The 25,722-nt window shown below is 69.0% G+C and carries 23 protein-coding genes and 1 pseudogene; 14 read left to right on the forward strand and 10 right to left on the reverse strand.

Annotated features, from left to right (window positions below; all coding sequences use genetic code 11):
• Positions 1-3: 3 nt before the first annotated feature.
• The 3 genes from IG65_RS0124520 to IG65_RS0124530 are packed head-to-tail and all read right to left on the reverse strand — an operon-like array spanning position 4 to position 4,565.
• A complete protein-coding gene (locus tag IG65_RS0124520; RefSeq protein WP_030517305.1) occupies positions 4-1,173 on the reverse strand; it encodes an acyl-CoA dehydrogenase family protein in 1,170 nt (389 codons plus the stop codon).
• Positions 1,158-2,327: an acyl-CoA dehydrogenase family protein gene (locus IG65_RS0124525; protein WP_030517306.1), complete on the reverse strand. Its 1,170-nt coding sequence runs from the start codon at positions 2,325-2,327 to the stop codon at positions 1,158-1,160. The genes IG65_RS0124520 and IG65_RS0124525 overlap by 16 nt, the downstream gene beginning before the upstream one ends.
• A gap of 54 nt (positions 2,328-2,381) precedes the next feature.
• Positions 2,382-4,565 carry an acyl-CoA dehydrogenase gene (locus IG65_RS0124530; protein ID WP_030517307.1) on the reverse strand — a complete coding sequence of 728 codons (2,184 nt, stop codon included), beginning with the start codon at positions 4,563-4,565 and terminating at the stop codon, positions 2,382-2,384.
• A 150-nt stretch (positions 4,566-4,715) separates the two neighbouring features.
• Here IG65_RS0124530 and kstR point away from each other — a divergent pair, with 150 nt between their 5' ends.
• The 5 genes and pseudogenes from kstR to IG65_RS0124555 form a co-directional block, all read left to right on the forward strand.
• Complete coding sequence (gene kstR, locus IG65_RS0124535) at positions 4,716-5,372, forward strand: cholesterol catabolism transcriptional regulator KstR (RefSeq protein ID WP_030517308.1); 657 nt, start codon at positions 4,716-4,718, stop codon at positions 5,370-5,372.
• A 166-nt stretch (positions 5,373-5,538) separates the two neighbouring features.
• The gene (gene otsB, locus IG65_RS0124540; RefSeq protein ID WP_030517309.1) at positions 5,539-8,112 is read left to right on the forward strand and encodes a trehalose-phosphatase; all 2,574 of its coding nucleotides are present in this window, start codon (positions 5,539-5,541) and stop codon (positions 8,110-8,112) included.
• 136 nt (positions 8,113-8,248) lie between these two features.
• Positions 8,249-9,178 (forward strand): metal ABC transporter solute-binding protein, Zn/Mn family, encoded by a 930-nt coding sequence (locus IG65_RS0124545; RefSeq protein WP_081879729.1) that lies wholly within the window; start codon positions 8,249-8,251, stop codon positions 9,176-9,178.
• Positions 9,179-9,408: 230 nt separating this feature from the next.
• Entirely contained in the window at positions 9,409-10,248 is an 840-nt protein-coding gene (locus IG65_RS0124550) for a metal ABC transporter ATP-binding protein (RefSeq protein ID WP_030517311.1), read from the forward strand.
• A pseudogene (locus IG65_RS0124555) lies at positions 10,245-11,135 on the forward strand (metal ABC transporter permease); the annotation flags it as partial. The gene IG65_RS0124550 and the pseudogene IG65_RS0124555, both read left to right, overlap by 4 nt.
• Positions 11,136-11,273: 138 nt before the next feature.
• On the opposite strand, the gene IG65_RS0124560 reads toward IG65_RS0124555, so the two are convergent.
• Entirely contained in the window at positions 11,274-12,161 is an 888-nt protein-coding gene (locus IG65_RS0124560) for an A/G-specific adenine glycosylase (protein WP_030517313.1), read from the reverse strand.
• A 161-nt stretch (positions 12,162-12,322) separates the two neighbouring features.
• Between IG65_RS0124560 and IG65_RS0124565 the strand changes: the two genes are divergently transcribed.
• On the forward strand, positions 12,323-12,946 hold the full coding sequence (locus IG65_RS0124565) for a carbonic anhydrase (protein ID WP_030517314.1): 624 nt from the start codon (positions 12,323-12,325) through the stop codon (positions 12,944-12,946).
• A 148-nt stretch (positions 12,947-13,094) separates the two neighbouring features.
• Complete coding sequence (locus IG65_RS0124570) at positions 13,095-13,748, forward strand: hypothetical protein (RefSeq protein ID WP_030517315.1); 654 nt, start codon at positions 13,095-13,097, stop codon at positions 13,746-13,748.
• 36 nt (positions 13,749-13,784) lie between these two features.
• Here the strand turns inward: IG65_RS0124570 and disA are convergent, their stop codons facing one another.
• The 3 genes from disA to IG65_RS0124585 all read right to left on the reverse strand — a co-directional run bounded on the left by disA (position 13,785) and on the right by IG65_RS0124585 (position 17,207).
• Complete coding sequence (disA, locus tag IG65_RS0124575) at positions 13,785-14,912, reverse strand: DNA integrity scanning diadenylate cyclase DisA (protein WP_369801584.1); 1,128 nt, start codon at positions 14,910-14,912, stop codon at positions 13,785-13,787.
• 110 nt (positions 14,913-15,022) lie between these two features.
• A complete protein-coding gene (gene radA / locus IG65_RS0124580; RefSeq protein WP_030517317.1) occupies positions 15,023-16,426 on the reverse strand; it encodes a DNA repair protein RadA in 1,404 nt (467 codons plus the stop codon).
• A gap of 52 nt (positions 16,427-16,478) precedes the next feature.
• Positions 16,479-17,207 carry a hypothetical protein gene (locus IG65_RS0124585; RefSeq protein ID WP_030517318.1) on the reverse strand — a complete coding sequence of 243 codons (729 nt, stop codon included), beginning with the start codon at positions 17,205-17,207 and terminating at the stop codon, positions 16,479-16,481.
• Positions 17,208-17,479: 272 nt separating this feature from the next.
• Here IG65_RS0124585 and carD point away from each other — a divergent pair, with 272 nt between their 5' ends.
• The 6 genes from carD (at position 17,480) to IG65_RS0124625 (ending at position 22,278) form a co-directional block, all read left to right on the forward strand.
• The gene (gene carD, locus IG65_RS0124595; RefSeq protein WP_019931623.1) at positions 17,480-17,968 is read left to right on the forward strand and encodes an RNA polymerase-binding transcription factor CarD; all 489 of its coding nucleotides are present in this window, start codon (positions 17,480-17,482) and stop codon (positions 17,966-17,968) included.
• Positions 17,969-17,978: 10 nt separating this feature from the next.
• Positions 17,979-18,755 carry a 2-C-methyl-D-erythritol 4-phosphate cytidylyltransferase gene (gene ispD / locus IG65_RS0124600; protein ID WP_081879732.1) on the forward strand — a complete coding sequence of 259 codons (777 nt, stop codon included), beginning with the start codon at positions 17,979-17,981 and terminating at the stop codon, positions 18,753-18,755.
• Positions 18,756-18,769: 14 nt separating this feature from the next.
• On the forward strand, positions 18,770-19,252 hold the full coding sequence (gene ispF, locus IG65_RS0124605; protein WP_030517320.1) for a 2-C-methyl-D-erythritol 2,4-cyclodiphosphate synthase: 483 nt from the start codon (positions 18,770-18,772) through the stop codon (positions 19,250-19,252).
• Positions 19,253-19,490: 238 nt separating this feature from the next.
• Positions 19,491-20,876 carry a cysteine--tRNA ligase gene (cysS, locus tag IG65_RS0124615; protein ID WP_030517321.1) on the forward strand — a complete coding sequence of 462 codons (1,386 nt, stop codon included), beginning with the start codon at positions 19,491-19,493 and terminating at the stop codon, positions 20,874-20,876.
• 61 nt (positions 20,877-20,937) lie between these two features.
• The gene (gene rlmB / locus IG65_RS0124620; RefSeq protein WP_030517322.1) at positions 20,938-21,906 is read left to right on the forward strand and encodes a 23S rRNA (guanosine(2251)-2'-O)-methyltransferase RlmB; all 969 of its coding nucleotides are present in this window, start codon (positions 20,938-20,940) and stop codon (positions 21,904-21,906) included.
• Positions 21,907-21,981: 75 nt separating this feature from the next.
• Positions 21,982-22,278, forward strand: coding sequence for a hypothetical protein (locus IG65_RS0124625; protein WP_030517323.1), 297 nt, complete (start codon positions 21,982-21,984; stop codon positions 22,276-22,278).
• A gap of 75 nt (positions 22,279-22,353) precedes the next feature.
• Here IG65_RS0124625 and IG65_RS0124630 read toward each other — a convergent pair whose 3' ends face one another.
• From IG65_RS0124630 to IG65_RS0124640, 3 genes are all read right to left on the reverse strand, one after another.
• A complete protein-coding gene (locus IG65_RS0124630) occupies positions 22,354-23,184 on the reverse strand; it encodes an enoyl-CoA hydratase/isomerase family protein (RefSeq protein ID WP_030517324.1) in 831 nt (276 codons plus the stop codon).
• A gap of 130 nt (positions 23,185-23,314) precedes the next feature.
• The gene (locus tag IG65_RS0124635; RefSeq protein ID WP_030517325.1) at positions 23,315-24,487 is read right to left on the reverse strand and encodes an acyl-CoA dehydrogenase family protein; all 1,173 of its coding nucleotides are present in this window, start codon (positions 24,485-24,487) and stop codon (positions 23,315-23,317) included.
• Between the two features lie 125 nt (positions 24,488-24,612).
• On the reverse strand, positions 24,613-25,356 hold the full coding sequence (locus tag IG65_RS0124640) for an alpha/beta fold hydrolase (protein ID WP_030517326.1): 744 nt from the start codon (positions 25,354-25,356) through the stop codon (positions 24,613-24,615).
• A 44-nt stretch (positions 25,357-25,400) separates the two neighbouring features.
• Between IG65_RS0124640 and mhuD the strand changes: the two genes are divergently transcribed.
• Entirely contained in the window at positions 25,401-25,715 is a 315-nt protein-coding gene (gene mhuD / locus IG65_RS0124645) for a mycobilin-forming heme oxygenase MhuD (protein ID WP_030517327.1), read from the forward strand.
• Positions 25,716-25,722: the final 7 nt, after the last annotated feature.

Genomic DNA, 25,722 nt, shown 5'->3' on the forward strand with positions numbered 1-25,722 from the left:
CTCCTATCTCGGTACGCGGGGCAGGCGCAGGCCCATCTGCGCGATCAATTCGCGCATGACCTCGTTGACGCCGCCACCGAAGGTCACGACCAGGTTCTGCTTGGTGCGTTTGTCCAGCCAGGTCAGCAGTTCCGCGGTGGCCGGATCGGCCGGATCGCCGAAGCGCCCCACGATCTCCTCCGCCAGCCGGCCCGCCTCCTGCAGCGCCTCCGTGGAGTACACCTTGGTCGCCGAGGCGTCGGCGATCACATCCCGCTGATCGGAATCGGGGCGCTCCATATTCGAGGCGACCTGCCAGTTCAGCAGTTCGTTGACCCGCACCATGGCGTGCAGGCGGCCCAGCGCGCGCCGCACCTCGGGCTCCTCCAGGACACCCTGGCGCCGCGACCAGTCACGCACGCGCTCGTAGAGCTGCTCGATCTTGCCGGACGGTCCCAGGCTCACCCGCTCGTGATTGAGCTGGGTGGTGATGAGCTTCCAGCCGCCGTTCTCCTCCCCGACCAGCATTTCCGCCGGCACGCGGACGTTGTCGAAGTAGGTGGCGTTGGTGTGATGCGCGCCGTCGGCGGTGATGATCGGCGTCCACGAGTAGCCGGGATCGGTGGTGTCCATGATCAGGATCGAGATGCCCTTGTGCCGGGACTCGACCGAACCCGTGCGCACCGCGAGCCAGATGAAATCCGCCTCGTGCGCTCCGGTGGTGAACACCTTCTGCCCGTTGACGATCCAGTCGCCGTTGGCGTCGCGCACCGCCGAGGTCCGCAGCGCGGCCAGGTCGGTGCCGGCGTCCGGCTCGGAATATCCGATGGCGAAATGGATGTCACCGGTGAGGATTCCGGGCAGGAACTTGCGCTTCTGCTCGTCGGTACCGAACGACTGCAGCGCCGGGCCGACGGTCAGCAGCGTCACCAGCGGCACCGGCACATCGGCGCGGACCGCCTCGTTGTAGAAGATCTGCTGTTCCAGCGGGCCGAAGCCCTGGCCGCCGTACTCCTTGGGCCAGCCCACGCCCAGCCACCCGTCGCGGCCCATTCGCTTGACCACCGCGCGGTAGGCGTCGCCGTGGCGGTTCACCGCCATCTCGGCCTCCTCCTCGGGAGTGACGAGATCGGCGAAGTAGGCGCGTAATTCGTCGCGCAGCTTGTGCTGTTCAGCGGTCAGATCGATGTACATCTGGCTCCCAACCGGTCCAGCCGGAACGACGCACCGCCGAGCCAGCGGGCGATGTCCTTGGCTTGTGAGTAGTAGCGGTGCAGCGGGTGAGTCACATCGACGCCGATGCCGCCGTGCAGGTGATGGCACCGCTGCATGGCCGCCGGCAGCTCGGAGGCCACGCAGAACGCCAGCACATCGAGGTCGTCATCGACACGTGCAGTGTCCTTGGCGCCACCTCCGGCGTCGCGGGTCGCAGCCCCCGATGGCTCGGTCCTTCCCTCCTTCGCTCCTCCGCTTCGCTCCCCCGCTCCGTCAGTCCAGGCCCGAGCCGGGCTGCGACCTACATACTGCGCCAGCGACCAGTTCGCGGATGTCGCGGCCACCTGCAAGGCGCGCGAGACCACGTAGACGTCGGCGATTTCCTGTGCGACAGCCTGGAATTCGGCCAGCGGGCGGCCGAACTGCTGCCGGGTCCGCAGGTGTTCCGAGGTCAGCGCCAGCACGCCTTTGAGCAAACCGTCGGCGACCGCCCCGAGGGTGGCCAGGGCGATGCGGTGCAGGTCCTCCAGTGGGATATCCAGCAGTTGCGCCGCCGGAATCACCGTGTCGTCGAAGGCCACCGAGAATTCCGGCGCGCCCGTGGAACTCGGGCTCTCGGTGCGGGTGATGCCGTTCGCGTCACCGTCGACGACCGCGATACCGCGATCGGTCGGCACCAGAATCCACTGTGCCTGTTCCGCGTACGGCACCGCGATCTTGCGGCCGGTGATCCGCACCGAATCGCCGTCGGCCACCGCCTTCGTCTGCGGTTCGGCGACGAACGGGGCGCCCGGTTCGTGCAGTGCCGCGGTCAGGATCGCGCCCTTGGCGACGGCGGGAAAGACCTTGGCCGCCAAGTCGTCTCCGACGTGGCCGACCAGCGGCAGTACGCCGAATCCGAGGGTCGACAGCGCCGGCACCGCCACCGCGTCGGTCGCGAGTTCGGTCAGCAGGGTCGAGACCTCGAGCAGTCCCATCCCGTCGCCGCCGTGCTGCTCCGGCAGCGGCAGCGCCAGCAGCCCGCTGTCGACCAGCGCGGGCCACAACGCGAGATCACGCGCGCTGTCGTGTTCGAGCAGGCTCACGACGACTTCGGCGACCGCGTCCTGACTCTCGTCTCTGGTGAAGTCCAATTCTTTTGCTCCCTGTCGGATGTGGGCTGCTCTGGTGGCCCCGGCCCTGCGGTATCAGCCCTTCGATTCGCGCGGCAGCCCGAGAATCCGCTCACCGGCGACGGTCAGCAGGATCTGTTCGGTGCCGCCGGCGATCGACAGACAGCGAGTGAGCAGGAATTCCTTCACCACGTCGGTATCCAGCGCACCGGCCGTGCCGGACAGTTCGACCGCGAATTCGGCCACTGCCTGCCGGTGCCGGACGCCGACCAGTTTGCGGACGCTGCTCTCCGCCGCGGGGTCACCGCCGGACAGCAATTTCGCGGCCGCACGCGCCTCCAGCAACGTGCCTGCCACCGAATCGGCGACCAGCGCGCCGAGGCGATCGGCGACCACCTCCGCACCCGGGCCTGTGGTGGGAGCTGCCGTGATCAGGGCCTCGAGCTCGTCGCCGATTCCCTTGCCGCCCATGGCCACTCGCTCCGCCGAAAGCGTGGAACGAGCGATGCGCCAGCCGTTGCCGAGCTCTCCCACCAGGCAGTCGTCGGGGACGAACACGTCGTCGAGGAAGACCTCGTTGAAGCGCGCCTCCCCGGTGATCTCGACCAGCGGCCGGATCTCGAGCCCCGCACTCTTCATGTCGACCAGGAAGTAGCTGATGCCCTTGTGCTTCGGTGCGGCCGAATCGGTGCGCGCCAAGCAGATTCCCCACGTGGCACGGTCGGCGAGCGAGGTCCACACCTTCTGGCCGCGCAGCTTCCAGCCGCCCTCGACCCGCTCGGCGACGGTGCGCAGCGCCGCGAGATCGGAGCCGGCGCCCGGCTCCGAGAACAGCTGGCACCAGATGACCTCACCGGTCAGCGTGGGCAGCGCGTAGCGCTCGATCTGCTCGGGCGTACCCCACTGCAGCAGGGTCGGAATCGCCCAGTTGGCGATCGCCAGATCCGGCAGCTCGATTCCGGCCTTACGGATCTGATCCTCGATGAGACTGCGCTGAATCGGGTCGGCGTCGCGACCGTAGGGAGCCGGCCAGTGGCAGGCCAGCAGTCCCGCCTCGGCCAGTGCGCTGCGCTGCTCTCCGGCGGGCAGCGCGGCGATACGGGCCAGGTCGGCGGCCAGCACAGTCCCCTCGGCCGTGTCCAGACCCGCTGCCTCCCATGCCGATCCGCCTTCGGCGTCACCGAGGTCGACCGACACGTTGCGCCGCACTCCGGCATGCGTCAGTTTCGCCACCTCGGCCCGCCAGTGTGCCGAACCGCCCAGCAACGCCCGCAGCGCGGTCGCGCGCCGCAGGTACAGGTGCGCGTCATGCTCCCAGGTGAAGCCGATACCGCCCAGCACCTGGATGCAGTCCTTGGCGTTCTCCACGGCGGCGTCCAGCGCGATCGCCATCGCGACGGCGGCGGCCAGTCGCAGTTCGCCACCCCCCGCATCGGTAGATCCCGCCGCGGTCGCCGGATCGGCCGCTGCCGCCGCGTCCGCCGCCACGGCGCGGGTCTGTTCGGTGCGGCACAGCATCCAGGCGCAGATGTGCTTGATCGCCTGGAATTCGCCGATCTTGCGGCCGAACTGCTCCCGGACCTTGGCGTAGTCGACCGCCGTCTCCAGGCACCAGCCCGCGATCCCCGCGGCCTCGGCCGCGATCAGCGCGGCCACGAGATCGCCCACCGCGTAGGGCGGTTCGAAGATGTGCCCGGCCGGCACTGCGACGCCTGCGCAGACCACGCGGGCCAGCGGAGTGCTGGGGTCCAGGGGCTCGAGCGCTTCGACCGTCACGCCCGGCGTGCCCGCCGGCAGCAGGCACCACAGCTCGCGGTCGCCGGAGCGTACCGGCAGCAACAGCGCGGTCTGCTCGTCGGCGCCGAGCACGGTCTCCCAGGTGCCGGTCACTTCCAGCGCGTCGGTTGCGTTGTGCGACAGCACAACAGGCTCGCCCAGGGCGATACCGCAGGGCGTATCCTCGTCGAGGGTGTCGCCGGCAACGAGGCCGGCCAGCGCGGTAGCCGTCACCGGTCCGCCCACGAGATCATGCGCCGCCTGCTCGATCAGCACGGCCAGATCGCTCACGCAGCCGCCCGCGCCGCCGGCCTCCTCGGGAACCGCGACGCGGAAGATGCCGAGGCCCACCAGGCCCGGCCAGAATTCACGCCAGTACCCGGGCGCGCCACTGCGCATTGTTGCAATCGGGTGCACCGCTGCGGCCCATCCGCGCATCGACTCCTGGACGGCTTTATGCTCGTCAGTGGTGGCGATGGTCACACTCCATACCGCCTTTCCGGCGTGACTCCCACACCTAGAACATGTTCTAATGTGACGGTCGGGCGTAAGTCAAGGGGCGTCCGTCGCCGCCGCTGAACTACGCTCGTCGGCCACCGGAACCGACGTGCGTGCAGGAAAGGACTTTCACGAATGGCCAGTCCCTCCCGAGAGCAGGCAGCCGACTCGGGTGCGCAGAACGGAGCCCGCAATCGCGCGACGGTCAGCACCCTCAGCGAGGACGAGCTGAGCTCGGCGGCCCAGCGCGAACGGCGCAAGCGGATCCTCGACGCCACCCTCGCGCTCGCCTCCAAGGGCGGTTACGACGCGGTGCAGATGCGCGCGGTCGCCGAACGCGCCGACGTCGCGGTCGGCACGCTGTATCGGTACTTCCCCTCGAAGGTGCATCTGCTGGTCTCGGCACTGGCCCGGGAATTTGAGCAGTTCGACAGCAAACGCAAGCCGCTGGCCGGGCAGACCCCGCAGGAACGCATGCACGTGATGCTGACTCAGGTCACCCGCGCCATGCAGCGCGATCCGCTGCTCACCGAGGCCATGACGCGAGCGTTCATGTTCGCCGACGCCTCCGCGGCCGCCGAGGTCGACCGGGTCGGCAAGGTGATGGACCGCTTCTTCGCGCGGGCCGTGAACGAGGGCGAGCCCACCGAGCGCGATCTGGCCATCGCCCGCGTCATCAGCGACGTGTGGCTGTCGAATCTGGTGGCGTGGCTCACCCGGCGCGCCTCGGCGACCGATGTGGCCGAGCGCCTCGACCTGACCGTCGACCTCTTGCTGGGCGAAAAGTCCTGAGCGCGCGGCAGGGAGCGGATTGCCGGACAATGTAGGTCCGGCGTTCGAAACCTGCCTGGCGAGCTCGTGTAAACAGCACGTATCACTGCGCCAACACGCGGGCAAACCTGACCCAGTAAAGTTTCTCGCGCCCTGAAAAATCTCCTCCGATCACTAGGTTGGATGCGTGAGCGCACAGGATCTGCCACACGAACTTCGCCGTGCCTTGTCGGCCGTAGCCCGCGTGCCGCGGCTATTGGTCGCTTCGGACTACGACGGGACAATCGCGCCCATAGTCTCCGATCCGGCAAAGGCCTATCCCCATCGGGAATCGGTCAGCGCATTGCGTGCGCTCGCCGGCCTGACGACCACTACTGCGGCCGTCATCTCCGGCCGCGCGCTGCGAGATCTCGCGGCGCTTTCCCGGCTTCCCGTCGAGGTGCAGTTGATCGGAAGCCACGGCTCCGAATTCGATGTCGGCTTCGTGCACGCCATCGACAACGACGCCAAGCAGTTGCTGACCGAGGTGCGCCACGCCCTGGCCGCCATCGCCGACGACAATCCCGGCGTCACCGTCGAGGCCAAGCCGGCCAGCATCGCGCTGCATGTGCGCAACGCCACTCCCGAGGTAGGCCGGCGTGCGCTGCAGCAGGCCCGGCAGGGCCCGGCGAGCTGGGTCGGCATCCAGGTCACCGAGGGCAAGGCGGTCATCGAACTGGCCGTCATCCAGACCGACAAGGGCGCGGCTCTCGACATCATCCGCCATCAGGAGGGCGCCTCGGCCGCCGTCTTCTTCGGTGACGACGTCACCGACGAGAAGGCCTTCGCGCGGCTGTCGGGGCCGGACATCGGCATCAAGGTGGGCGACGGCGAGAGCCTCGCCGAGTACCGGGTGCCCAGCACCGAGGAGGTCGCCAAAGCTTTGGCGTTCCTGCTCGAGGAGCGCCGCACCTGGCTGGCGGGCGCCTCGGCGCCGCGCATCGAGCGGCTGACCATGCTGGCCTCGCCGCGCTCCAAGGCGCTGCTCACCCCCGACGGGACCGTCAGCTGGTTCTGCCACCCCGAACCGGATTCGGCGGCGGTCTTCGCCCATCTGCTGGGCGGCCCGGCGGCCGGACACTTCACCATCGCCCCCGAGCGTCAGAGCCTGCCGCTGTCCCAGCGCTACGTCGACGGCACCATGACCGTCGAAACCCGTTGGTCCAGTTTGAAAATCGTCGACTACCTGCCGCACGACGTCGCGCTGGAACGCACTGACTTGACCCGCGTGATCACCGGTGACGCGCGCGCGGTGGTCACCTTCGCACCCCGCCCGGAGTTCGGGCAGGTGCCGGTGACGCTGGTCCGCGAACCGGCCGGCCTGCGCGTGCACGGCACCAACGATCCGATCGTGCTGCGCTCCCCCGGCGTGCAGTGGGAGATCTCCGAAGAGGGCATCCACCACGTCGCCCGCGCGGTGGTCGACCCTTCGCAAGGGCCGATCGTGCTCGAAATGCGCTGCGGCACCTCCGATCTCGCCCCCGCGATGGTCAGCGAGGCAGATCGGCGCAACGAGGCCGAGCGGTACTGGCGCGACTGGGCCGCCGATCTGAACCTGCCGCCGCTGAAGCCCGATCTGATGAAGCGTTCGGCGCTGACCCTGCGCGGGCTGGTACACGCCCCGTCGGGGTCGATTCTGGCCGCGGCCACCACCTCACTGCCCGAGGACATCGGCGGCGTCCGCAACTGGGACTACCGCTACTGCTGGCTGCGCGACGCCTCGCTCACCGCGCACGCCCTGGTCACCCTGGGCTCGCTGGCGGAGGCCGAGGATTTCCTGGCCTGGACGCACCGCGTGCTCGAGACGCTGGCCGGACCGGAACGCCTGCACCCGCTGTACACGCTCTACGGCGAGACGCTGCCCCCGGAGGCCGTGCTGGACCAGCTGCCCGGTTACGCGGGCTCGCGGCCGGTGCGCGTGGGCAACGCGGCGAATATGCAGGTCCAGCTGGATGTGTTCGGCCCGATCGTGGATCTGATCGCGGCCCTGGCCGAGGCCCGGGAGGGGAAGGGCATTCTCGACCCGGCCAAGGCACTGCCCGACCGCGACTGGGAACTCGTCGAGGCCATGATCCAGGCTGTCCAGCGCCGCTGGCGCGAACCGGACCACGGCATCTGGGAGATCCGCGGCAACCCGCGTCACCACGTGTATTCGAAGGTGATGGGCTGGCTGACGGTCGACCGGGCTTTGAAGCTGGCCGAGCGGTTCGACCGCAGCATCGACCCGGTGTGGGTCGAACTGCGCGAGACCATCGCCGACGAGGTCAAGGCCAAGGGCTGGAACGAGCAGGTGCAGTCCTACACGGCCGCCTACGACGGCACCGATCTGGACGCCGCGACCCTGCACATCGGCCTCAGCGGACTGATCGAACCGTCGGATCCGCGCTTCGCGGCCACGGTCGTCGCCACGGAGGCCGAATTGCGCAGCGGCTCGACGGTATACCGCTATCACCACGACGACGGCCTGCCCGGCGGTGAGGGCGGCTTCCACCTGTGTGCCGCCTGGCTGGTGGAGGCCTACCTGCTGATCGGCAAGCGCGAGGATGCCGAGGCGTTGTTCGCCCAGTTGGTGGATGTCGCCGGTCCGACCGGACTGCTCAGCGAGGAGTACGACCCGGTCGCCGAACGCTCCCTGGGCAACCACCCGCAGGCCTACAGCCATCTGGGCCTGCTGCGCTGCGCTCAGCTGCTGAGCCAGCCGGTAGCGGCCATGGTGCAGTAGCCACCGGTCGCCGGATTCCCGTTCCAGGGCCCGCGGTCGCTCGGATCGAGCGGTCGCGGGCCCTGTTCGTGGTGCGGTTCACATCCCGGCCGGTCCGATCGATGGGGTCCGGGCCCGCCACATACGCTACATTTAAATGGAAATCGTTTCCGTTAAGAGCTCGTGTGCAGGAGTACCCCGCGTGATCAGAAGTTTCGCCGCTCGAATCGCTGTCGTCACGCTGGGAATCACCACCGCGGTCACGCTGGCCGGCTGCTCGGGATCGTCCTCGGATTCGGGGAAGCCGAAAATCGTCGCCTCCACCGATGTCTGGGGCAGCGTCGCGGCGGCGGTCGGGGGTCCCGACGTCGAGGTGAAGTCGATCATCGACAGCCCGGCCGTGGACCCGCACTCCTACGAAACCAGCCCGACCGATGCCGCCGCGATCCGCGATGCCGCGCTGGTGCTCTACAACGGCGGCCACTACGACGAGTTCGCCGAGAAGGCGGCCGCGGGGCGCGGCAAACCCAGCATCGCCGCGTTCGACCTGCGCTCGACGCCGAACGACGAGAACGAGCACGTCTGGTACGACATGAAGACCGTCGACGCCGTGGCCGGGCGGATCGCCGACGAACTCGGCCGCATCGATCCCGAGCACAAGCAGGCCTTCACCGATCGCGCCGCCGGATTCCGCGCCCAGCTGGCGAACATCTCCGCGATCACCGCGAAAGCCGCGGCCGCCCACCCGAAGACGCCCGTACTGCAGACCGAACCGCTCGCGCACTATCTGCTGCTGGCCGCCGACACCGACGACCGCACCCCGCACGCCTTCGAGGAGGCGATCGAACAGGGCACCGATCCCTCGCCGGCGGATCTGGCGGCGGTGCGAGACCTGTTGACCGGCAAGCAGGTTCGTGCGCTGGTCTACAACATCCAGACCGAGGACAAGACCACGAAGGATGTCGCCGCGACCGCGAAATCCGCGGGTGTGCCGATCGTCGAGGTCACCGAAACCCTCCCGGCGAACACCGATTTCGTGAAGTGGCAGACCGACAACGCGACGGCGCTGGCCGCCGCGCTCGGCTGAGGGAGGTAGTGATGGCGGGACGCACCCGAACCGAAGCGCCGGAATCCGCCGGCAGCGGAGCCGACACACTGTCCGGCGACGGCCGCACCGATACGGACGGCGACCAGCGGACCCGGCCGACCGCCGACGACACCCCGGATACAGCGGCCCGGCCCGGCTCTGTCGCGAACACGACCCGTTTCGACGGCGCGGAGTGCGCGTTCTGCGAGGAGACCGGCGCGGCAGCGACGATTCCCGCGACCACATCAGCGGCGGCGGCGACACCCGCGGTATCGCTGCGCGGTGCGAGCCTGGCGTTCGGCCCGCGCACGCTCTGGCAGGGCCTCGATCTCGATGTCGCGCCCGGCGAATTCGTCGCGGTGCTGGGACCCAACGGATCCGGTAAGACCTCGCTGCTGCGGATGCTGCTGGGGCAGCTCGCGCCGAGTGCGGGGACGGTCGAGGTGAGCGGGGCGCCCGCCCGGCTGGGCAATCCGCGTATCGGCTATGTGCCACAACAGAAGACGATCGATGCCGGTGTGCAACTGCGCGGGATCGATCTGGTCGGGCTGGGCGTGGACGGGCATCGCTGGGGGCTGGGCTGGCGCGGCCGGGGCGAGCGCCGGCGCCGGGTCGCCGACGCCATCGCCCAGGTCGGAGCCGAGGATTTCGCGAACGCACCGCTGGAATCGCTGTCCGGCGGTGAGCAGCAACGCTTGCGGGTGGCGCAGGCACTGGCCGGTGATCCGCGCGTGCTGCTGTGCGACGAACCGCTGCTGAGCCTGGATCTGGCGAATCAGCGGCTGGTGTCCGAACTCATCGATCGCCGCCGCCGCACCCACGACACCGCGGTGCTGTTCGTGACGCACGAGATCAATCCGATTCTGCCGCTGGTGGATCGGGTGCTGTATCTCGTGGAGGGCAGGTTCCGGATCGGCACACCCGACGAGGTGATGACCTCGGAGGTGCTCTCGGAGCTCTACGGCACCGAGGTCGACGTGCTGCGCGTCCGCGGCCGGCTGGTGGTCGTCGGCACCGGCGACGAAATCGATGCACTGGGCACCCACCACACCGAGGGAGCCGGCGAATGAACGAGAAACTCTCCGACGTCCTCACCAAGATGCTGGATCTGCACACCACTGCCGACCTGCTGTCCTACGACTTCGTGCAGCAGGCGGTGCTCGCGGCCGCCCTGCTGGGACTGCTCGCCGGGGCGATCGGGCCGCTCATCGTGAACCGGCAGATGTCGTTCGCCGTGCACGGCACCAGCGAACTCTCGCTGACCGGTGCCGCGGCCGCGCTGCTGGTGGGCATCGGCGTGGGCGCGGGGGCGATCGCGGGATCGGTGATCGCGGCGGTCATGTTCGGTCTGCTGGGTTCCAAGGCGCGCGAACGTGATTCGGTGATCGCGGTGGTGATGTCGTTCGGGCTCGGCCTCTCGGTGCTGTTCCTCTGGCTGGGGCCGAGTCGCGCCGGATCGAAATTCTCCCTGCTCACCGGGCAGGTGGTCAGCGTCGGCGGCACCGGTCTCACCTCGCTCGCGCTCTGCACCGTCGGCGTGCTGGCGGTGCTCGCGTTCATCTACCGCCCCTTGCTTTTCGCCAGCACCGACCCGGAAGTCGCGGTGGCGCGCGGGGTTCCGGTGCGCGCGCTCTCGGTGGTGTTCGCGGTGCTGCTCGGCGTGACCGCTGCCTTCGGGGTGCAGATCGTCGGCGCCCTGCTGGTGCTGTCGCTGCTGATCACCCCCGCAGCGGCCGCTGCCCAGCTCACCGCGAGCCCGCTGCGGGCGACACTGCTGTCGGTGCTGTTCGCCGAAATCGCCGCCGTGGGCGGGATTCTGCTGTCCCTGGCGCCCGGCGTCCCGGTCTCGACCTTCATCACGACCATCTCGTTCGTGATCTACCTGGCCTGCCGGTTCATCGGCCGCCCGATCCTGCAAGCCCGCCGTCGGAGGGCCCTGCGTACCCCGGCGCCTGCCGCGACACCGGCGCCGGGTCCGGCTCCGCACATCGACGCCTCGAACGACCCGGATTCGCGACGGAACCGAGCGGAGGAACAGCTGCCGGTCCGCGGGTGAGGCCCGCGGTCGTCGATCGCCCGCCTCGGGTCGATTCGGTCAGCAGGACCGACCGGCCGGTCCGGACAGCATGACGGCGCCGCTCTCGCCGGCCAGCGCGAACAGCCCCTCGGCGGTCTGCTCGATCAAACCGTCGACGAGCAGCGAATCCAGTGCCCGGTCGCGCTGGCCCGGATCGCGGGTCCAAGCCAGGTCGAGAGCCACGCGTTCGACCGGTCCGGTGGCCGCGCGCAGCACGTCCAGGAGGCGGCCGCGAGCCTGTCGATCGGTGCCGTCGTATTTCTGGGTACGGCGCACCACATCGGATGCCGGACGACCGGATGTGACCCACGTGCAGCGCGGCAGCGGGCAGCGCTCGCAGTCGGGAGTGCGAGCGGTGCAGACGGTGGCTCCCAATTCCATCAACGCCGCGGAGAAGACCGCCGCCCGGTCGATCCGGACCGGGAGGAGGGCCTCGGTTTCGGCCAGATCGCGAGCGCGCGGATTGCCGGCCTCGGCACGGCCGTGCACCGCACGGGCAACCACTCGGCGAACATTGGTGTCCACCACCGGAACTCGCTGCCCGTAGGCGAAACAGGCCACCGCCCGCGCGGTGTAGGCGCCGATGCCGGGCAGGGTGAGCAGCACCTCGACATCGTCGGGCACCACGTCGCCGTATTCGGCGGCGAGCACCCGGGCGCATTCGTGCAACCGCAGGGCACGGCGCGGATATCCGAGTTTGCCCCACGCGCGCAGCACCTCACCGGGCGAGGCGGCGGCCATCGCCGAGGGCACCGGCCAGCGCCGCACCCATTCCCGCCAGATCGGCTCCACCCGCACCACGGGCGTCTGCTGCAGCATGATCTCGCTCATCAGGATCTGCCAGGCGCTCACGCCGGGCCGCCGCCAGGGCAGGTCCCGGGCGGACTGCTCGTACCAGTCGATCAGAACGTCGCTGTCGACGCCCGCGACCGGGTCGCGCGTGGTCTCGCTCGCCGCCTTCGAGCTCACGACATCACCGCCGTGCCCGCCCGCCGGTGATCCGAAATTTGCCCACGTGTAGCCAATCGGACTCGCCGGTAGCCCGCAAGCTGTGGAAAATGGGACGCATGCCTCATACCAACCCGATCAGTGCCTGGAAGTCTCTCCGCGAGGGTAACGACAGGTTCGTCAACGGCACACTGCAGCACCCCAGCCAGGGCGCCGCCGACCGCGCCAAACTCGTCGGTGGCCAGCAGCCCCGGGCCATCCTGTTCGGGTGCGGCGACTCCCGCGTCGCCGCGGAGATCATCTTCGACCAGGGCCTCGGCGATATGTTCGTGGTCCGCACCGCCGGCCATGTCGTCGACGAGTCGGTGCTGGGCTCGATCGAATACGGCGTCGCCATCCTCAACGTGCCGCTGATCGTGGTCCTCGGACACGACAGTTGCGGCGCGGTCCGCGCGACCATCGACGCCCTCGACGACGGCAACGTGCCCGGCGGATTCATCCGCAGCGTGGTCGAGCGCGTATCGCCGTCCATCCTCACCGGCCGCCGCGACGGACTCACCGAAGTCGACGAACTCGAGGCCCGCCACGTGCAGGAGACCGCGCGCCTGCTCACCGATCGCTCGAAGATCGTCTCCGATCGGGTCGACAGCGGCCAGTGCGCGATCGCCTGTGTGAACTACAAGCTTGCCGACGGCCGCGCGCAGTTGCACAAGGTGATCGGCGATATCGGCGAAACAGTCTGAACCACAACGGTTCTCACACGGTGATCGCCGGGTGCCGACACCGCCGCGGAAGGCGGCGCGAAAATGTACCCGGCGTCACCGCCATTTCGGCGCCGACACGCCGCGTACCTGAGCGGAACGGCACGATCGTGCCCTTACCGTTGTTGCCGTGCTGGAACCGAATGGACCGCTGCCGCCGGAGATCTACTGGCGTCGCCGCCTGCTCGCCATCGGCGCGCTGATCGTCGCGCTCGCTCTGGTCATCTGGCTGGCGCTGATGTTGCTGCGCGGCGGCGGGGACGACAAGGACCCCAAGGCCGCGGGGGCGACCTCCACTTCCGCGAAGGCGGGCGGATCCACCACCGCCGATCCCAGCGGTTCGAAGGTGCCGGCCTCGGGCACCGTCAACGCCACGGCCAGCGGCATCCCCGCCCCGTGCCCGGATCAGTCGCTGGCGGTGAAGGTTACCGTCGGCCAGCCGACCTACAAGGCCGGTGATCAGCCGGTGTTCACCATCGTGCTCACCAACATCTCCACCGCGGGCTGCACTCGGGATATGGGTTCGGGCCTGCAGCAGGTGTGGGTGCAGTCGCTGGACGGCCAGCGCAAGCTGTGGTCGAACACCGATTGCGATCAGGGCGGTCCGGCCGATCTCCGCACGCTCAACGGCGGCCAGCAGGCGGCGTTCACTCTCACCTGGTCGGGCACCACGTCGCAGCCGGGTTGTGCCGGCGATCGCGTTCCGGTGCCGGCCGGCGGATACGCGGTGGTGGCGCAGTTCGGTTCGGTGCGCAGCGCGCCGGAGACCTTCAACATCGCCTGACTCACCGGCTCGAAACCGGTAGCGCCCGAAGCCGGTTCAGACCGTGCCGGATTCCGCCGATCGCACCGCGCCGGATTCCGACAGCCGGGACAGGCCCTCGCGGATCTGCCGGGCCAGATGCGCATCGATACCGTCGACGCCCTCGATCTCCGAGGCGCTCGCCGAAACCAGGCCCGACAGCGAGCCGAATGCGGCGATCACGGGTTCGGCGCGGCGCAGTGGCACCCGCGGAATCTCGGCCAGCACCCGATATCCGCGCGGTCCCACGGCGGTGTCGAGGGCCTCGTATGTCGCCGGAAAGCCGAGTGGCGGAGCGAGATTGGTGAGTTCGAGCAGATCCACCTCGAGCAGCCCGTCGAGCGCTGCCAGCGTGCGGTCGACCATCGCGTCGTCGACCGGTTCGGTGCGGATGTAGTCACGGACCAGCAGGCGGCGCAGGGCCTCGGTGTTGCCGACGAGTTCGGCCAATTGCAGCGCCAGCTGCCGGCCGTCGACGCCGAGTTCGGCCACGTCGGAACTGATTTCGCGCGCGACGCGGCGGACCAGCTCCAGGCAGTGCACCACCGCCAGCACATCGCGCACCGTGGCGCAGTCGTTCAATTCCACCAGCGACAGCTGCCGGGTGGTCTCGTCCAGGCGCGAACGGTAGCGCTCCAGCGTCGCCATCGCCTGATTGGCGCGCGACAGGATGGTCTCCGAGGTTTGGATCGGACGCCGGTGCCCGTTGAGATAGACGGTGACGATGCCCGTCGAGCGGCTCACCGACACCACCGGATAACCGGTCTGCGCGGCGGTGCGCTCGGCCGCCTTGTGCCTCGTGCCGGATTCGGTGGTCGGCAGGCCGGGGTCGGGAACCAGATGGACATTGGCGCGGCGGATACGTGCGCCGTCGGTCGAAAGCACCACGGCGCCATCCATTTTCGACAGCTCACGCAGCCGGGTCGGCGAGAATTCGACGTCGAGTTCGAATCCGCCGTCGCAGATTCGCTCCAGTTCCTCGTCGTAGCCGAGCACGATCAGACCGCCGGTGCGGGCACGCAGGATCCGGTCGATACCGTCGCGCAGTTCGGTGCCCGGCACCAGCCGGGCGATGGTGGTACTCAGACCGGGGTCACCATCGGCCTCGACCGCCTCGGCCACGGGCGACCCATCTGCCGCAGCCACCCCATCTACCGGAGTTACCGCATCCACCGTGGCCGGCACATCCGCTGGAGTCACGAACCTGCGGCGCGGTGCGGGACGGCCGAGCAGGTGTGTCACCCAACGGCCCGGGATCATTCCACAGCCTCCACACGCTCGCGTCGTCGCTTCGACAAACCACTCGAGGCGAGAGCCGCACGAACACTCGCGACCTCGTGCACCTTCATTCCGATGCCGGACAGGTCGGTTCCGGGCGGTACCAACGCCTCCGTGAAACCTAGCCGCTCGGCCTCGCGCAACCTGCGCCCGACCCCCGTGACACGCCGGACCTCACCGGCGAGGCCGACCTCGCCCAGCACCACCATGCCCGCGCGCAGCGGGATATCGCGTTCGGCGCCGGTGATCGCGACCGCGACGGCCAGATCGGCGGCGGGCTCGGTCAACCGCATGCCGCCGACCGTGGCGGCGTAGACGTCGTGCTTGCCCAGATACACACCGCAACGGCTCTGCAGCACCGCGAGCACCATCGAGACGCGGTTGTAGTCCAGACCGCTCACCGCGCGTCGCGGGGCGGGTACCTGGGTGGATACGGTCAGCCCCTGCACCTCGCCGAGCAGCGGCCGCTTACCGTCCATCGCGACCGTGATCGCGGTCCCGGGAACCTGATCCGCACGGTGATGCAGGAACAGCCCGGACGGATCGCTCACCCCGGCGATGCCGTCGTCGTGCAGTTCGAAACAGCCGACCTCGTCGGCACTGCCGAAGCGGTTCTTGATGCCGCGCACCATGCGCAGGGTGGAGTGTTTGTCGCCCTCGAACTGCAACACCACATCCACCAGGTGTTCGAGGGTGCGCGGCCCGGCGACATTGCCGTCCTTGGTGACGTGGCCGACCAGCAGCACCGCGATACCGCTCGCCTTGGCCAGGGAGGTCAGAGCCGCGGTCACCGCGCGCACCTGGGTCACACCGCCGATCACCCCGTCCGCGTCGGCGGCCAGCATGGTCTGCACCGAATCGACCACCAGCAGCGTCGGCCGGACCTGATCGACATGGCCGAGAATCGTGGCGAGATCGGATTCGGCTGCGAGATAAACCCTTTCGTGCACCGCCCCGGTCCGGTCGGCGCGCAGCCGCACCTGCCCGGCGGACTCCTCGGCGGTGACGTAGAGCGCACGCTCCTCGCGCTCCCGGGCCCAGCGGTGGGCGACCTCGAGCAGCAGCGTCGACTTGCCCACGCCCGGCTCACCCGAGAGCAGCACGACCGATCCGGGCACCACCCCGCCGCCGAGGACGCGATCCAATTCCGCGACACCGGTGGGCCGGGCGCGGGTGACCTTCGAGTCGATGGTCGAGATGGGCGCCGCGGCCGTCGAGGGCAGCAGCGCCCGGCGCCCGGCGGCATGCGCTCCCGCCCCGGCGCCGGCCGACACCACCTCGTCGACGGTTCCCCATTCGTTGCACCCCGGGCAGCGCCCCACCCATTTGGCAACCTCGTTCCCGCATGCCGAGCAGCGGTACAGCGATTTCACCTTGGCCACGTGCGCAGCCTAGATAAGGGGGCCGACATGGGCCGGTGCGCAGGGGCGAACCTCAGTGGCCGCCGTGCTCGGCGACCGTCGCGCCCTCGTGCCGCGGGGTGTTCGGGCCGGCGTCGACGGGCACCTGCACCTGCACGGTGCCGGCGTTCTTGAAGTTGAAGGTGACGCCGTAGGTCAGGCCCGGCACGATGTCCTTGGTCAGTCCGGTGATCTCGACCAGGATCGGATGCGCGTTCGGGTCGGCCGGCTGATCGGGCGAACCGGCGCCCTCCTGGCGCGGCGACGCGCTGTGCTCCGGCGTGGGCGTGGCGGGCGAACTGGTGGGCTGCGCGGCGCCGGTGGTCGGCGAGGCGTTCTCGGCGCCCGCCTGGGCGGCCTTGGCGGCCTCCGGGCTCGCGGCGACGACCGTCTGGCCGGGGACCAGTTCCGGCGTGGCCGGGGTGATCTTCACCTGACCGAGGTCGGTGGTGATGCTGACCAGCTGGTCGGTCTTGGACGAGCCCTCGTTGATCGCGCTGAACGCGACGACGGACTTGCCGCCCTTGGCGTTGGTGTACTCCTCCGACTGCGGCAGCAGGATGCGCACGTCACGCAGCGCCACGTTGCCGACGGTGGCCGCGCTACCGTTGACGGCGGGCACCTGACCCGCGGTCTGCGAGATCTGGCCGGCACCGCATCCGGACAACGCCAGCGCCGCACCGGTGGCCAGCGCGGCAACAGCGATTGCGCGCCGCGACACCTTGGTCACATTCGACGCTGTGGTGGCTTTCAGGGCAGTCACGGGTTGTCCTCCATGTCGACCGGCTCACTCCACGATGGAGAGTAGTAGTAGGCAGCGTAGTAGTTCGCAGGGTGGTCGGTGTGGACCGGTCCGGTGTAATGTTCCGCGGCGACCCGCGAGCCGCGTATCCCGTTCTGCCGCAACGGGATGCACACGCATCGCGATCTGTCAAGCCCCAAGGTCGGCCTGTTGTGGCCCCTGACCTGCGCCGTTGATCGCGGCGTTATCGAGTCGCATGTTAAACTGTGAACATCGAAAGGGGCACGGGACACATGATTTTTAAGGTCGGAGACACCGTCGTTTACCCCCACCACGGAGCGGCGCTGATCGAAGCAATCGAGACTCGCACCATCAAGGGTGTTCAGAAAGAGTATCTGGTCCTGAAGGTCGCTCAAGGCGATCTCACCGTTCGGGTTCCCGCAGAGAACGCGGAGTACGTCGGCGTCCGCGACGTCGTCGGCCAGGAAGGTCTCGACCGAGTCTTCCAGGTGCTACGCGCTCCGCACACGGAGGAGCCGACGAACTGGTCTCGGCGGTACAAGGCCAACCTCGAGAAGCTCGCCTCCGGCGATGTGAACAAGGTGGCCGAGGTCGTCCGCGACCTGTGGCGTCGGGAGCAGGACCGCGGCCTGTCCGCCGGCGAGAAGCGGATGCTGGCCAAGGCCCGGCAGATCCTGGTCGGTGAGCTCGCGCTCGCCGAGGGCACCGACGACGTCAAGGCCGAGACCCTGCTCGACGAGGTTCTCGCCGCGGCCTCCTGACCGCATCGCCTTGACGCTCAACTCCCGCCGCGTTGTGGCATTGGTTCCTGCCGCCGGTCGGGGCGTTCGCCTGGGTGAATCGACACCCAAGGCATTCGTCCCGGTCGGCGGCAGTCCCATGCTCGTACACGCAGTAGACGGTCTGATCGCGTCCGGGGTCGTCGACCGCATCGTGATCATGGCGCCCATCGAGATGATCGATGCGGCCCGGAAACTGCTCGCCGCTCGTGCCCACGCGGCCAGCTCGATACCGGTCGATGTGGTGGCCGGCGGCATAGAACGCACCGACTCGGTGCGCGCCGGCCTGGCCGCCGCCCCGGAAGCCACCCATATCCTCGTGCACGACGCGGCCCGCGCCCTGACGCCGCCGTCGCTGATCGCGCGGGTCGTGGACGCGCTGGACGCCGGTCATCGCGCGGTCGTCCCCGGTATCCCGGTGGCCGACACCATCAAGGCAGTCGACGCGGCCGGTGATGTCACCGGGACACCGGACCGCTCCGGACTGCGGGCGATCCAGACTCCCCAGGGCTTCGACGCAGCGCTGCTGCGCGAGGCCTATGCGGTCGACCTGCCCGCCACCGACGATGCCGGCCTCGTGGAGGCGATGGGCGCGACCGTCTCGGTGGTTCCGGGCGATCCCCTGGCATTCAAGATCACCGGCCCACTGGATCTGCGACTCGCGAACGCGCTGGTAGCGGACGACTCCACCGCCGCGAGCGGGGCTTCCGGCGCGGCGAACGCCGAGACCGCGATCACCACGACGACCGGGGCGGCGGTGACCGGATGACCGATCTCACCGCGCTGCGCACCGGCATCGGCAGCGATGTGCATCCCATCGAACCCGGCCGGCCCTGCTGGATGGCCGGACTGCTGTTCGAGGGCGACGACGGCTGCTCCGGACATTCCGACGGCGATGTGGCCGCCCACGCCCTGTGCGATGCGCTGCTGTCGGCCGCCTGCCTGGGCGATGTCGGCGCGGTCTTCGGCACCGGACGTCCCGAGTGGGAGGGCGTCTCCGGCGCCGCGATGCTGACCGAGGTACGGCGCCTGCTCGGCGAATCCGGATATCGGATCGTGAACGCGGCGGTGCAGATCATCGGTAATCGCCCCAAAATCGGGCCGCGACGCGCCGAAGCGCAAAAAATACTCGGCGAATTACTCGACGCCCCGGTTTCGGTATCCGGTACGACGTCCGACGGTCTGGGGCTCACCGGCCGTGGGGAGGGAATCGCCGCGGTCGCGACCGCATTACTCGTGCACGACGGGCGATGTAGTACCGCGTAACCGCAGTCGGCGATTCGGTGCGGATTTATCGTTCGCGCCGATCGACCGCGGCGAACTCGGCGCCGGCCGCCGTATTCGCATCCGCGCCGGGCGGCCGCACCGTCGGCCCCACACCCGCTCCGGAAACATGCCCCGTCGAATCCGTTCCGGACCCGCGGTGTCATCGCATTCGATGGACCGTGGACCATAGGAGGGGCCCACCCATACCGTTGTTCAACAAGCCTTAGGATGGCTGGTCGTGACTCTGCGCCTGTTCGACACCGCGACGCGGACCCTGCGGGATTTCACCCCGCTGGTCCCTGGACGTGCGTCGGTGTACCTGTGTGGCGCCACCGTGCAGGGCGAACCCCATATCGGGCACGTCCGCAGCGGCGTCGCTTTCGACGTGCTGCGCCGCTGGCTCACCGCGAACGGCTGCGACGTGGCCTTCGTGCGAAATGTCACCGATATCGACGACAAGATCCTCGCCAAGGCCGCCGCGGCGGGCCGCCCGTGGTGGGAATGGGCCGCGACGCACGAACGCGCCTTCGACCGCGCCTACGAGGCGCTCGGGGTGCTGCCGCCGTCGGTGGAACCGCGGGCCACCGGGCACATCACCCAGATGGTCGAGATGATGCAGCGGCTCATCGACCGCGGGCACGCCTACGCGTCGAGCGGCAATGTGTATTTCGATGTGCGCAGTTATCCGGAATACGGTGCGCTGTCCGGGCACAAACTCGAAGATGTGCAGCAGGGCGAGAGCGCCGGCGAGGGTAAACGCGATCCGCGCGATTTCACGCTGTGGAAGGCCGCGAAACCGGGCGAGCCGACCTGGCCCTCGCCGTGGGGACCCGGGCGTCCGGGCTGGCATCTGGAATGCTCGGCGATGGCCGAGTTCTACCTCGGGCCCGAATTCGATATCCACTGCGGTGGTATGGATCTGGTTTTCCCGCACCACGAGAACGAAATCGCCCAATCCCGCGGCGCCGGAGACGGATTCGCGCAGTACTGGCTGCACAACGGGTGGGTGACGCTCGGCGGCGAGAAGATGTCGAAATCGCTCGGCAACACGCTCTCGGTGCCGAATATTCTCGCCCAGGTGCGGGCCGTGGAATTGCGGTTCTATTTGGGCAGTGCGCATTACGCGTCGATGCTCGAATATTCCGAGCAGGCGCTGGGGGATGCCGCGCAGACCTATCAGCGACTCGAGGCATTCGTGCAGCGCACCGTCGAGCGGGTGGGTGAGGTCGCGGTCGGGAAATGGACCGACGCCTTCGCCGAGGCGCTGGACGACAATCTCGCGATCCCGAAGGCCCTGGCCGAGATTCATCGCGTGGTGCACGAGGGCAATCGGGCGCTGGAAGCGGGCGCGGGCGAATCGGCGCGCGAGGCCGCCGGACAGGTGCGGGCGATGCTCGGAATTCTGGGCGTCGATCCGCTGGATGCGCACTGGGCCGGCCCGAAGGACACCTCGGCGGCCGAATCCGCGCTCGACGTCCTGGTGCGGGCCGAACTCGAACGCCGCCAGCAGGCCCGCCGCGAAAAGGACTGGGCCACCGCCGACGCCGTGCGCGACCGGCTGGGCGCGGCCGGAATCGACGTCGTCGACACTCCCGGCGGCTCGGATTGGTCGCTGGCCAAATGATTCTCCCAGCGAAGCCTGCTGATCGGGTGCGGGTGTCGCGACCGACACGAAAGGCATACTGATGGCAGGAAATTCGCAGCGACGAGGTGCGATCCGTAAGGGCGGCACCAAGAAGGGCGCCGTCGTCGGCAGCGGCGGTAAGCGCCGTCGCGGACTCGAGGGCCGCGGCGCCACCCCGCCCGCCACCATGCGCAAGAACCACCCCGCCGCGAAACGCGCTGCGGCGGCGGCGAAAGCGGCCAAGGCGACGCAGGGGCAGAACCGCGCCCGGCCGGGTACCCGCAAGGGCGACGACGGGCCGGAGTTGGTGCTCGGCCGCAATCCGGTGGTGGAGTGTCTGCGCGCGGAGGTTCCGGCCACCGCGCTGTACGTCGCGCTGGGCACCGAGAACGACGACCGCCTCACCGAGTCCGTGCAGCGCGCCGCCGATGCCGGAATCTCCATCCTGGAGGTGTCGCGCATCGACCTGGATCGGATGAGCACCAACGGTTTACATCAGGGCATGGCCCTGCAGGTGCCGCCGTACCGCTACGCCCATCCGGAGGATCTGCTGGACAGCGCCCGCGCTTCCGGGACCGCCCCGCTGCTGGTGGCGCTGGACAACATCTCCGATCCCCGCAACCTGGGCGCCGTGATCCGTTCGGTCGCCGCGTTCGGCGGGCACGGCGTGGTGATTCCGCAGCGCCGCAGCGCCAGCGTCACCGCGGTCGCCTGGCGCACCAGCAGCGGCGCCGCGGCCCGGCTGCCCGTGGCGCGTGCGACCAATCTGACTCGCACACTGAAGGATTGGGCCAAGGCAGGTCTGCAGGTGGTCGGCCTCGACGCCGGCGGCGACACCGTCCTCGACGACTTCGACGGCACCACACCGACCGTCGTGGTCGTCGGCTCGGAGGGTAAGGGCCTGTCGCGCCTGGTCCGCGAAACCTGCGACACCATCATCAGCATCCCGATGGCCGGGCCGGTGGAATCGCTCAACGCCTCGGTGGCAGCGGGAGTCGTACTGGCCGACATCGCCCGCCAACGCCGCTGAGCGGGGGCGGAAACTCCCAAGATGCCCGTCTGCCAAGCTTTTCGGGTGGGCGCACCTTAGACTCGCACGGTGGCCATGAATCAACCCGACTACTGGGGATCGCTGCCTGAGCCGCCGACCGGTAACCCGGTCGAACACCCCCATGCGACGACGGTGCTGATCCTGGGTGTGCTGAGCCTATTGTGTTGTGGCGCATTGGGTCCGGTGGCGTGGGTGATGGGCAAGCGGGCGCTCGACCAGATCGAGATGTCCGGCGGCACCATCGGCGGCCGATCGCAGGTGGTGGTCGGCTATGTGGTCGGGATCGTCGGCACCCTACTGATGGTGTTGTACGCGTGCGTCTTTCTGTTGATGCTCATCGGCGGGCGCTGACCGGGCGGCTCCGGGGGAACTCGCCGACGGTGGCTCCGGAACCGGTCCGATGTCGAAGCGCCCGGCTTCGCAGGACTAGGCCGGTTCCTCGGCGGTGCCGTCGAGACCGCGACGCTCGCTCGGCGACGACAACTCGCCCGCGGGCCATTCGGCGCTGATACTGCCCTTCCACTGCGGCTGGCGGCGGTCGCGAAACGCCGCCATGCCCTCGGCCGCGTCCACGCTCTTGCCGACGAAGCCGTGCAGCTCGGATTCCAGCCGGCCGACCGCCTCGGGGCTCATTCCGAGGCCCTCCCAGAGCAGCCGCTTGGTCAGAGCGGTCGGCAGCGGCGCGGAACCGGCCGCCAGGTCGTGCGCCACGGCCAAGGCGGTCGGCAGTACCTCGCCCGCCGGCAGACTGCTGTTGGCCACGCCCATCTGGCGCGCTTCCTCACCGTCGAAGGTGCGGCCGGTGAGCATGATGTCGGCCGCGTTGGCCATTCCCGCCAGCCGCGGCAGTGTCCAGTGCGCGTAGCCGTCGGCCATCGCGCCGCGACGCACCTGATTCAGCCCGTATACGGCATCGGTCGCCATGTATCGCAGATCGCACTGCAGGGCCAGCGACAGCCCGATCCCCACGGCATGCCCGTTCACGGCCGCGATCACCGGCTTGCGGATCTGCCACGGCGGCGGATCGATCGTGCCGCGCACGTCACCGACGCGGGCGGACAGATCGGCGCCCGCGCAGAACGCGGGCGGCGTCCCGGTGATCACCACCGCCCGAATCGCGTCCTCGGTATCGCAGCGCCGCAGCGCGGTCCCGAGCTCCGCCGCCATCGTGGGCGTCATGGCGTTCTGCTGCGCGGGACGGTTGAGCGTGAGTACGGCGACACCGGCGGACACATCGACCTGCAGTTCCGAACTCATGCGACGATCCTAGGTTTGGGTGATCTTTCCCGACCACCTTACTGGCTGTGTTATCTGCCTCCGCTTCGCTGCGGCGGGGTCTACGGCTCATAGACGTACGCCTTGACAGACGGCAGCAGGCGCAGGACCGCTATCCCCGCAACACTTGGCGGCCGATCGCGTACTTGTGGACCTCGGTGGGGCCGTCGTAGAGGCGGAAGGCGCGCATATCGCGGAAGATCATCTCGACCACGGTTTCGTCGCTGATGCCGATGCCGCCGAGGACCTGGACGCAGCGGTCGGCGACCTTGAACAGTTCCTCGGACACATACGATTTGGCCATCGAACTCTCGTGGCGAGCCTTGTGGCCCTGGTCCATCAACCAGCAGGCGTGCCAGATGGTCAGGCGGCACTGGTGCAGGGCGATCTCGTTGTCGGCGAGCATGAAGGACACGCCCTCGTGCTCGCCGATCGGCTTGCCGAAGGCCGTGCGGGTCTTGGCGTGTTCGACGGCGATGCTCTGGGCGCGTTCGGCGGCGCCGAGCCAGCGCATGCAGTGGGTGAGGCGGGCGGGGGCCAGTCGCAGCTGGGCGTAGCGCAGCGCCTGGCCGCTCTCTCCCAGCAGCGACTCCTTGGGCAGGATCAGATTCTCGAAGCGCACGACGCCGTGGCCGCCGACGTAGTTGCGGTCCATCGTGTTCATGGTTCGCTCGATGACGATTCCGGGCGCGTCCCCCTCGGTGAGGAACAGGGTCGGGCCCGCGGGGAGGTGGTCGTTGTCCTCGAGTTTGGCCATGATGATCCACGTCTTGGCCCCGTCGGCCCCGGTGATCAGCCATTTGCGGCCGTTGACGGTGAAGTTCTCACCGTCGAAGGTGGCGGTGGTGGCGAGCTGGCCGGGATCGGATCCGGCGCCGCCCGGCTCGGTCATCGCGAAGACCGAGCGCTGACGGCCGTCGATCACCGGCATCAGGAAGCGGTCGACCTGCTCGGTGTCGGCGACCTTGGACAGCAGGAACATGTTGCCCTCGTCGGGCGCGGCGCAGTTCATCGCGACCGGTCCCAGGGTGGACCACCCGGCCGCCTCGTACAGCACGGCCTGTTCGACGTGGGTGAGCCCGCGGCCGCCCAGTGCCTCGGGCGCCTGAATGGTGAGCAGCTTCTCGGCCCGCGCCAATTCGACCAATTCCTGGCGCAGATCGTCGTTGGGCCCGTGCGCGGTCAGGCGGGGGTCGCGCTCGAACGGAACGATCTTGTCGATGACGAACCGGCGGATGCGGTCACGTTCGGCGGCGAGGTCGGCGGGTATCGAGAAGTTAATCATGATTCACCTTATGGTCGGGGCCTCAGTGGAGCATACGTCGCCTCCCGCCCGAGACTGAAGGCGATTGCCCGCAACTGCCGGACCTCAGGTCTCCCCTCGCCCGGACCCGCGCGCAGGCGATCCGATCAACCCACATTTTCGTGCAGAAACCGTTCGACTTCGGCGCGATAGACAGCGGGCTGGTCGTCGTGGACGAGATGTCCGGCGGCACCGACGACCACATGGCGCACACCCGCCCGAGCGGCCGCCATCTCCCGCATCTGACCCGGCGGCGTGATCGTGTATTCGCCCTCGATCAGCAGGGTCGGCACGCGCACCGCGGCCCATTCGGCCCAGAAATCGCGGGTGCCCCACTCCTCGGAGATGTCGCGGAAGGTCGCGACCGAACCGTGCAACCGGTAGCCGTCTCCGCCGCGTGTGAACGAGTTGAGGAAGTAGCGACCGGCGACCGGGCCGAAATAGTCCAGTACCGCGTCGGCGTCGGGGAACGGTTGCGGCCAGGCCTCGATCATCTCCGCCCAGTGCCGCGCGGTGCGCCCGCGGAAATCGGGCGCCATATCCTCGACCACCAGCGCCCGGACCCGCTCCGGGTGCGCGGCCGCGAACATCCACCCGTGCAGTCCGCCCATCGAATGGCCGATCACCACCATCGGTTCCGATATCGCGGCGGTCGCGGTGGCCAAGTCGGCGACGAATGCCTCGGTGGTGAGCTCCGGCGGGGCCGGTCGGCCGTGCCCGGCGGCGTCGAAGGAGTGGACATGGCCGAATTCGCGCAGCCACGGCACCTGGCCCGCCCAGGTCCGTGCGCTGCCCATCAATCCGTGCAGCAGCAGAATCGGCACCCCGGTGCCACCCTCGTCGTACAACATCGGCACCGACGATACGTGCCGCGCGGTGGGATTAGCCTGTGCTCATGGCTGTTGTGAAGATCAATGCGATCGAGGTTCCCGAGGGAGCCGGACCCGAACTCGAGAAGCGCTTCGCCCATCGGGCGCACGCGGTGGAGAATTCCCCCGGCTTCCTGGGCTTCCAGTTGCTGCGCCCGGTCGCCGGTGACAACCGGTATTTCGTTGTGACGCAGTGGGATTCAGAGGAGTCGTTCGCCGCGTGGCGAGACGGACCGGCCAAGGAGGCGCATGCCGGCCAGGCCCGCCAGCCGGTCGCCACGGGCGCCTCGCTGCTGGAATTCGAGGTCGTCCTCGACGTCGCGGCGAAGCCCGCTCAGTAGTTTTTTT

This window comes from Nocardia sp. NRRL WC-3656, from assembly GCF_000720265.1.
GTDB classification, from domain to species: Bacteria; Actinomycetota; Actinomycetes; order Mycobacteriales; family Mycobacteriaceae; genus Nocardia; species Nocardia nova.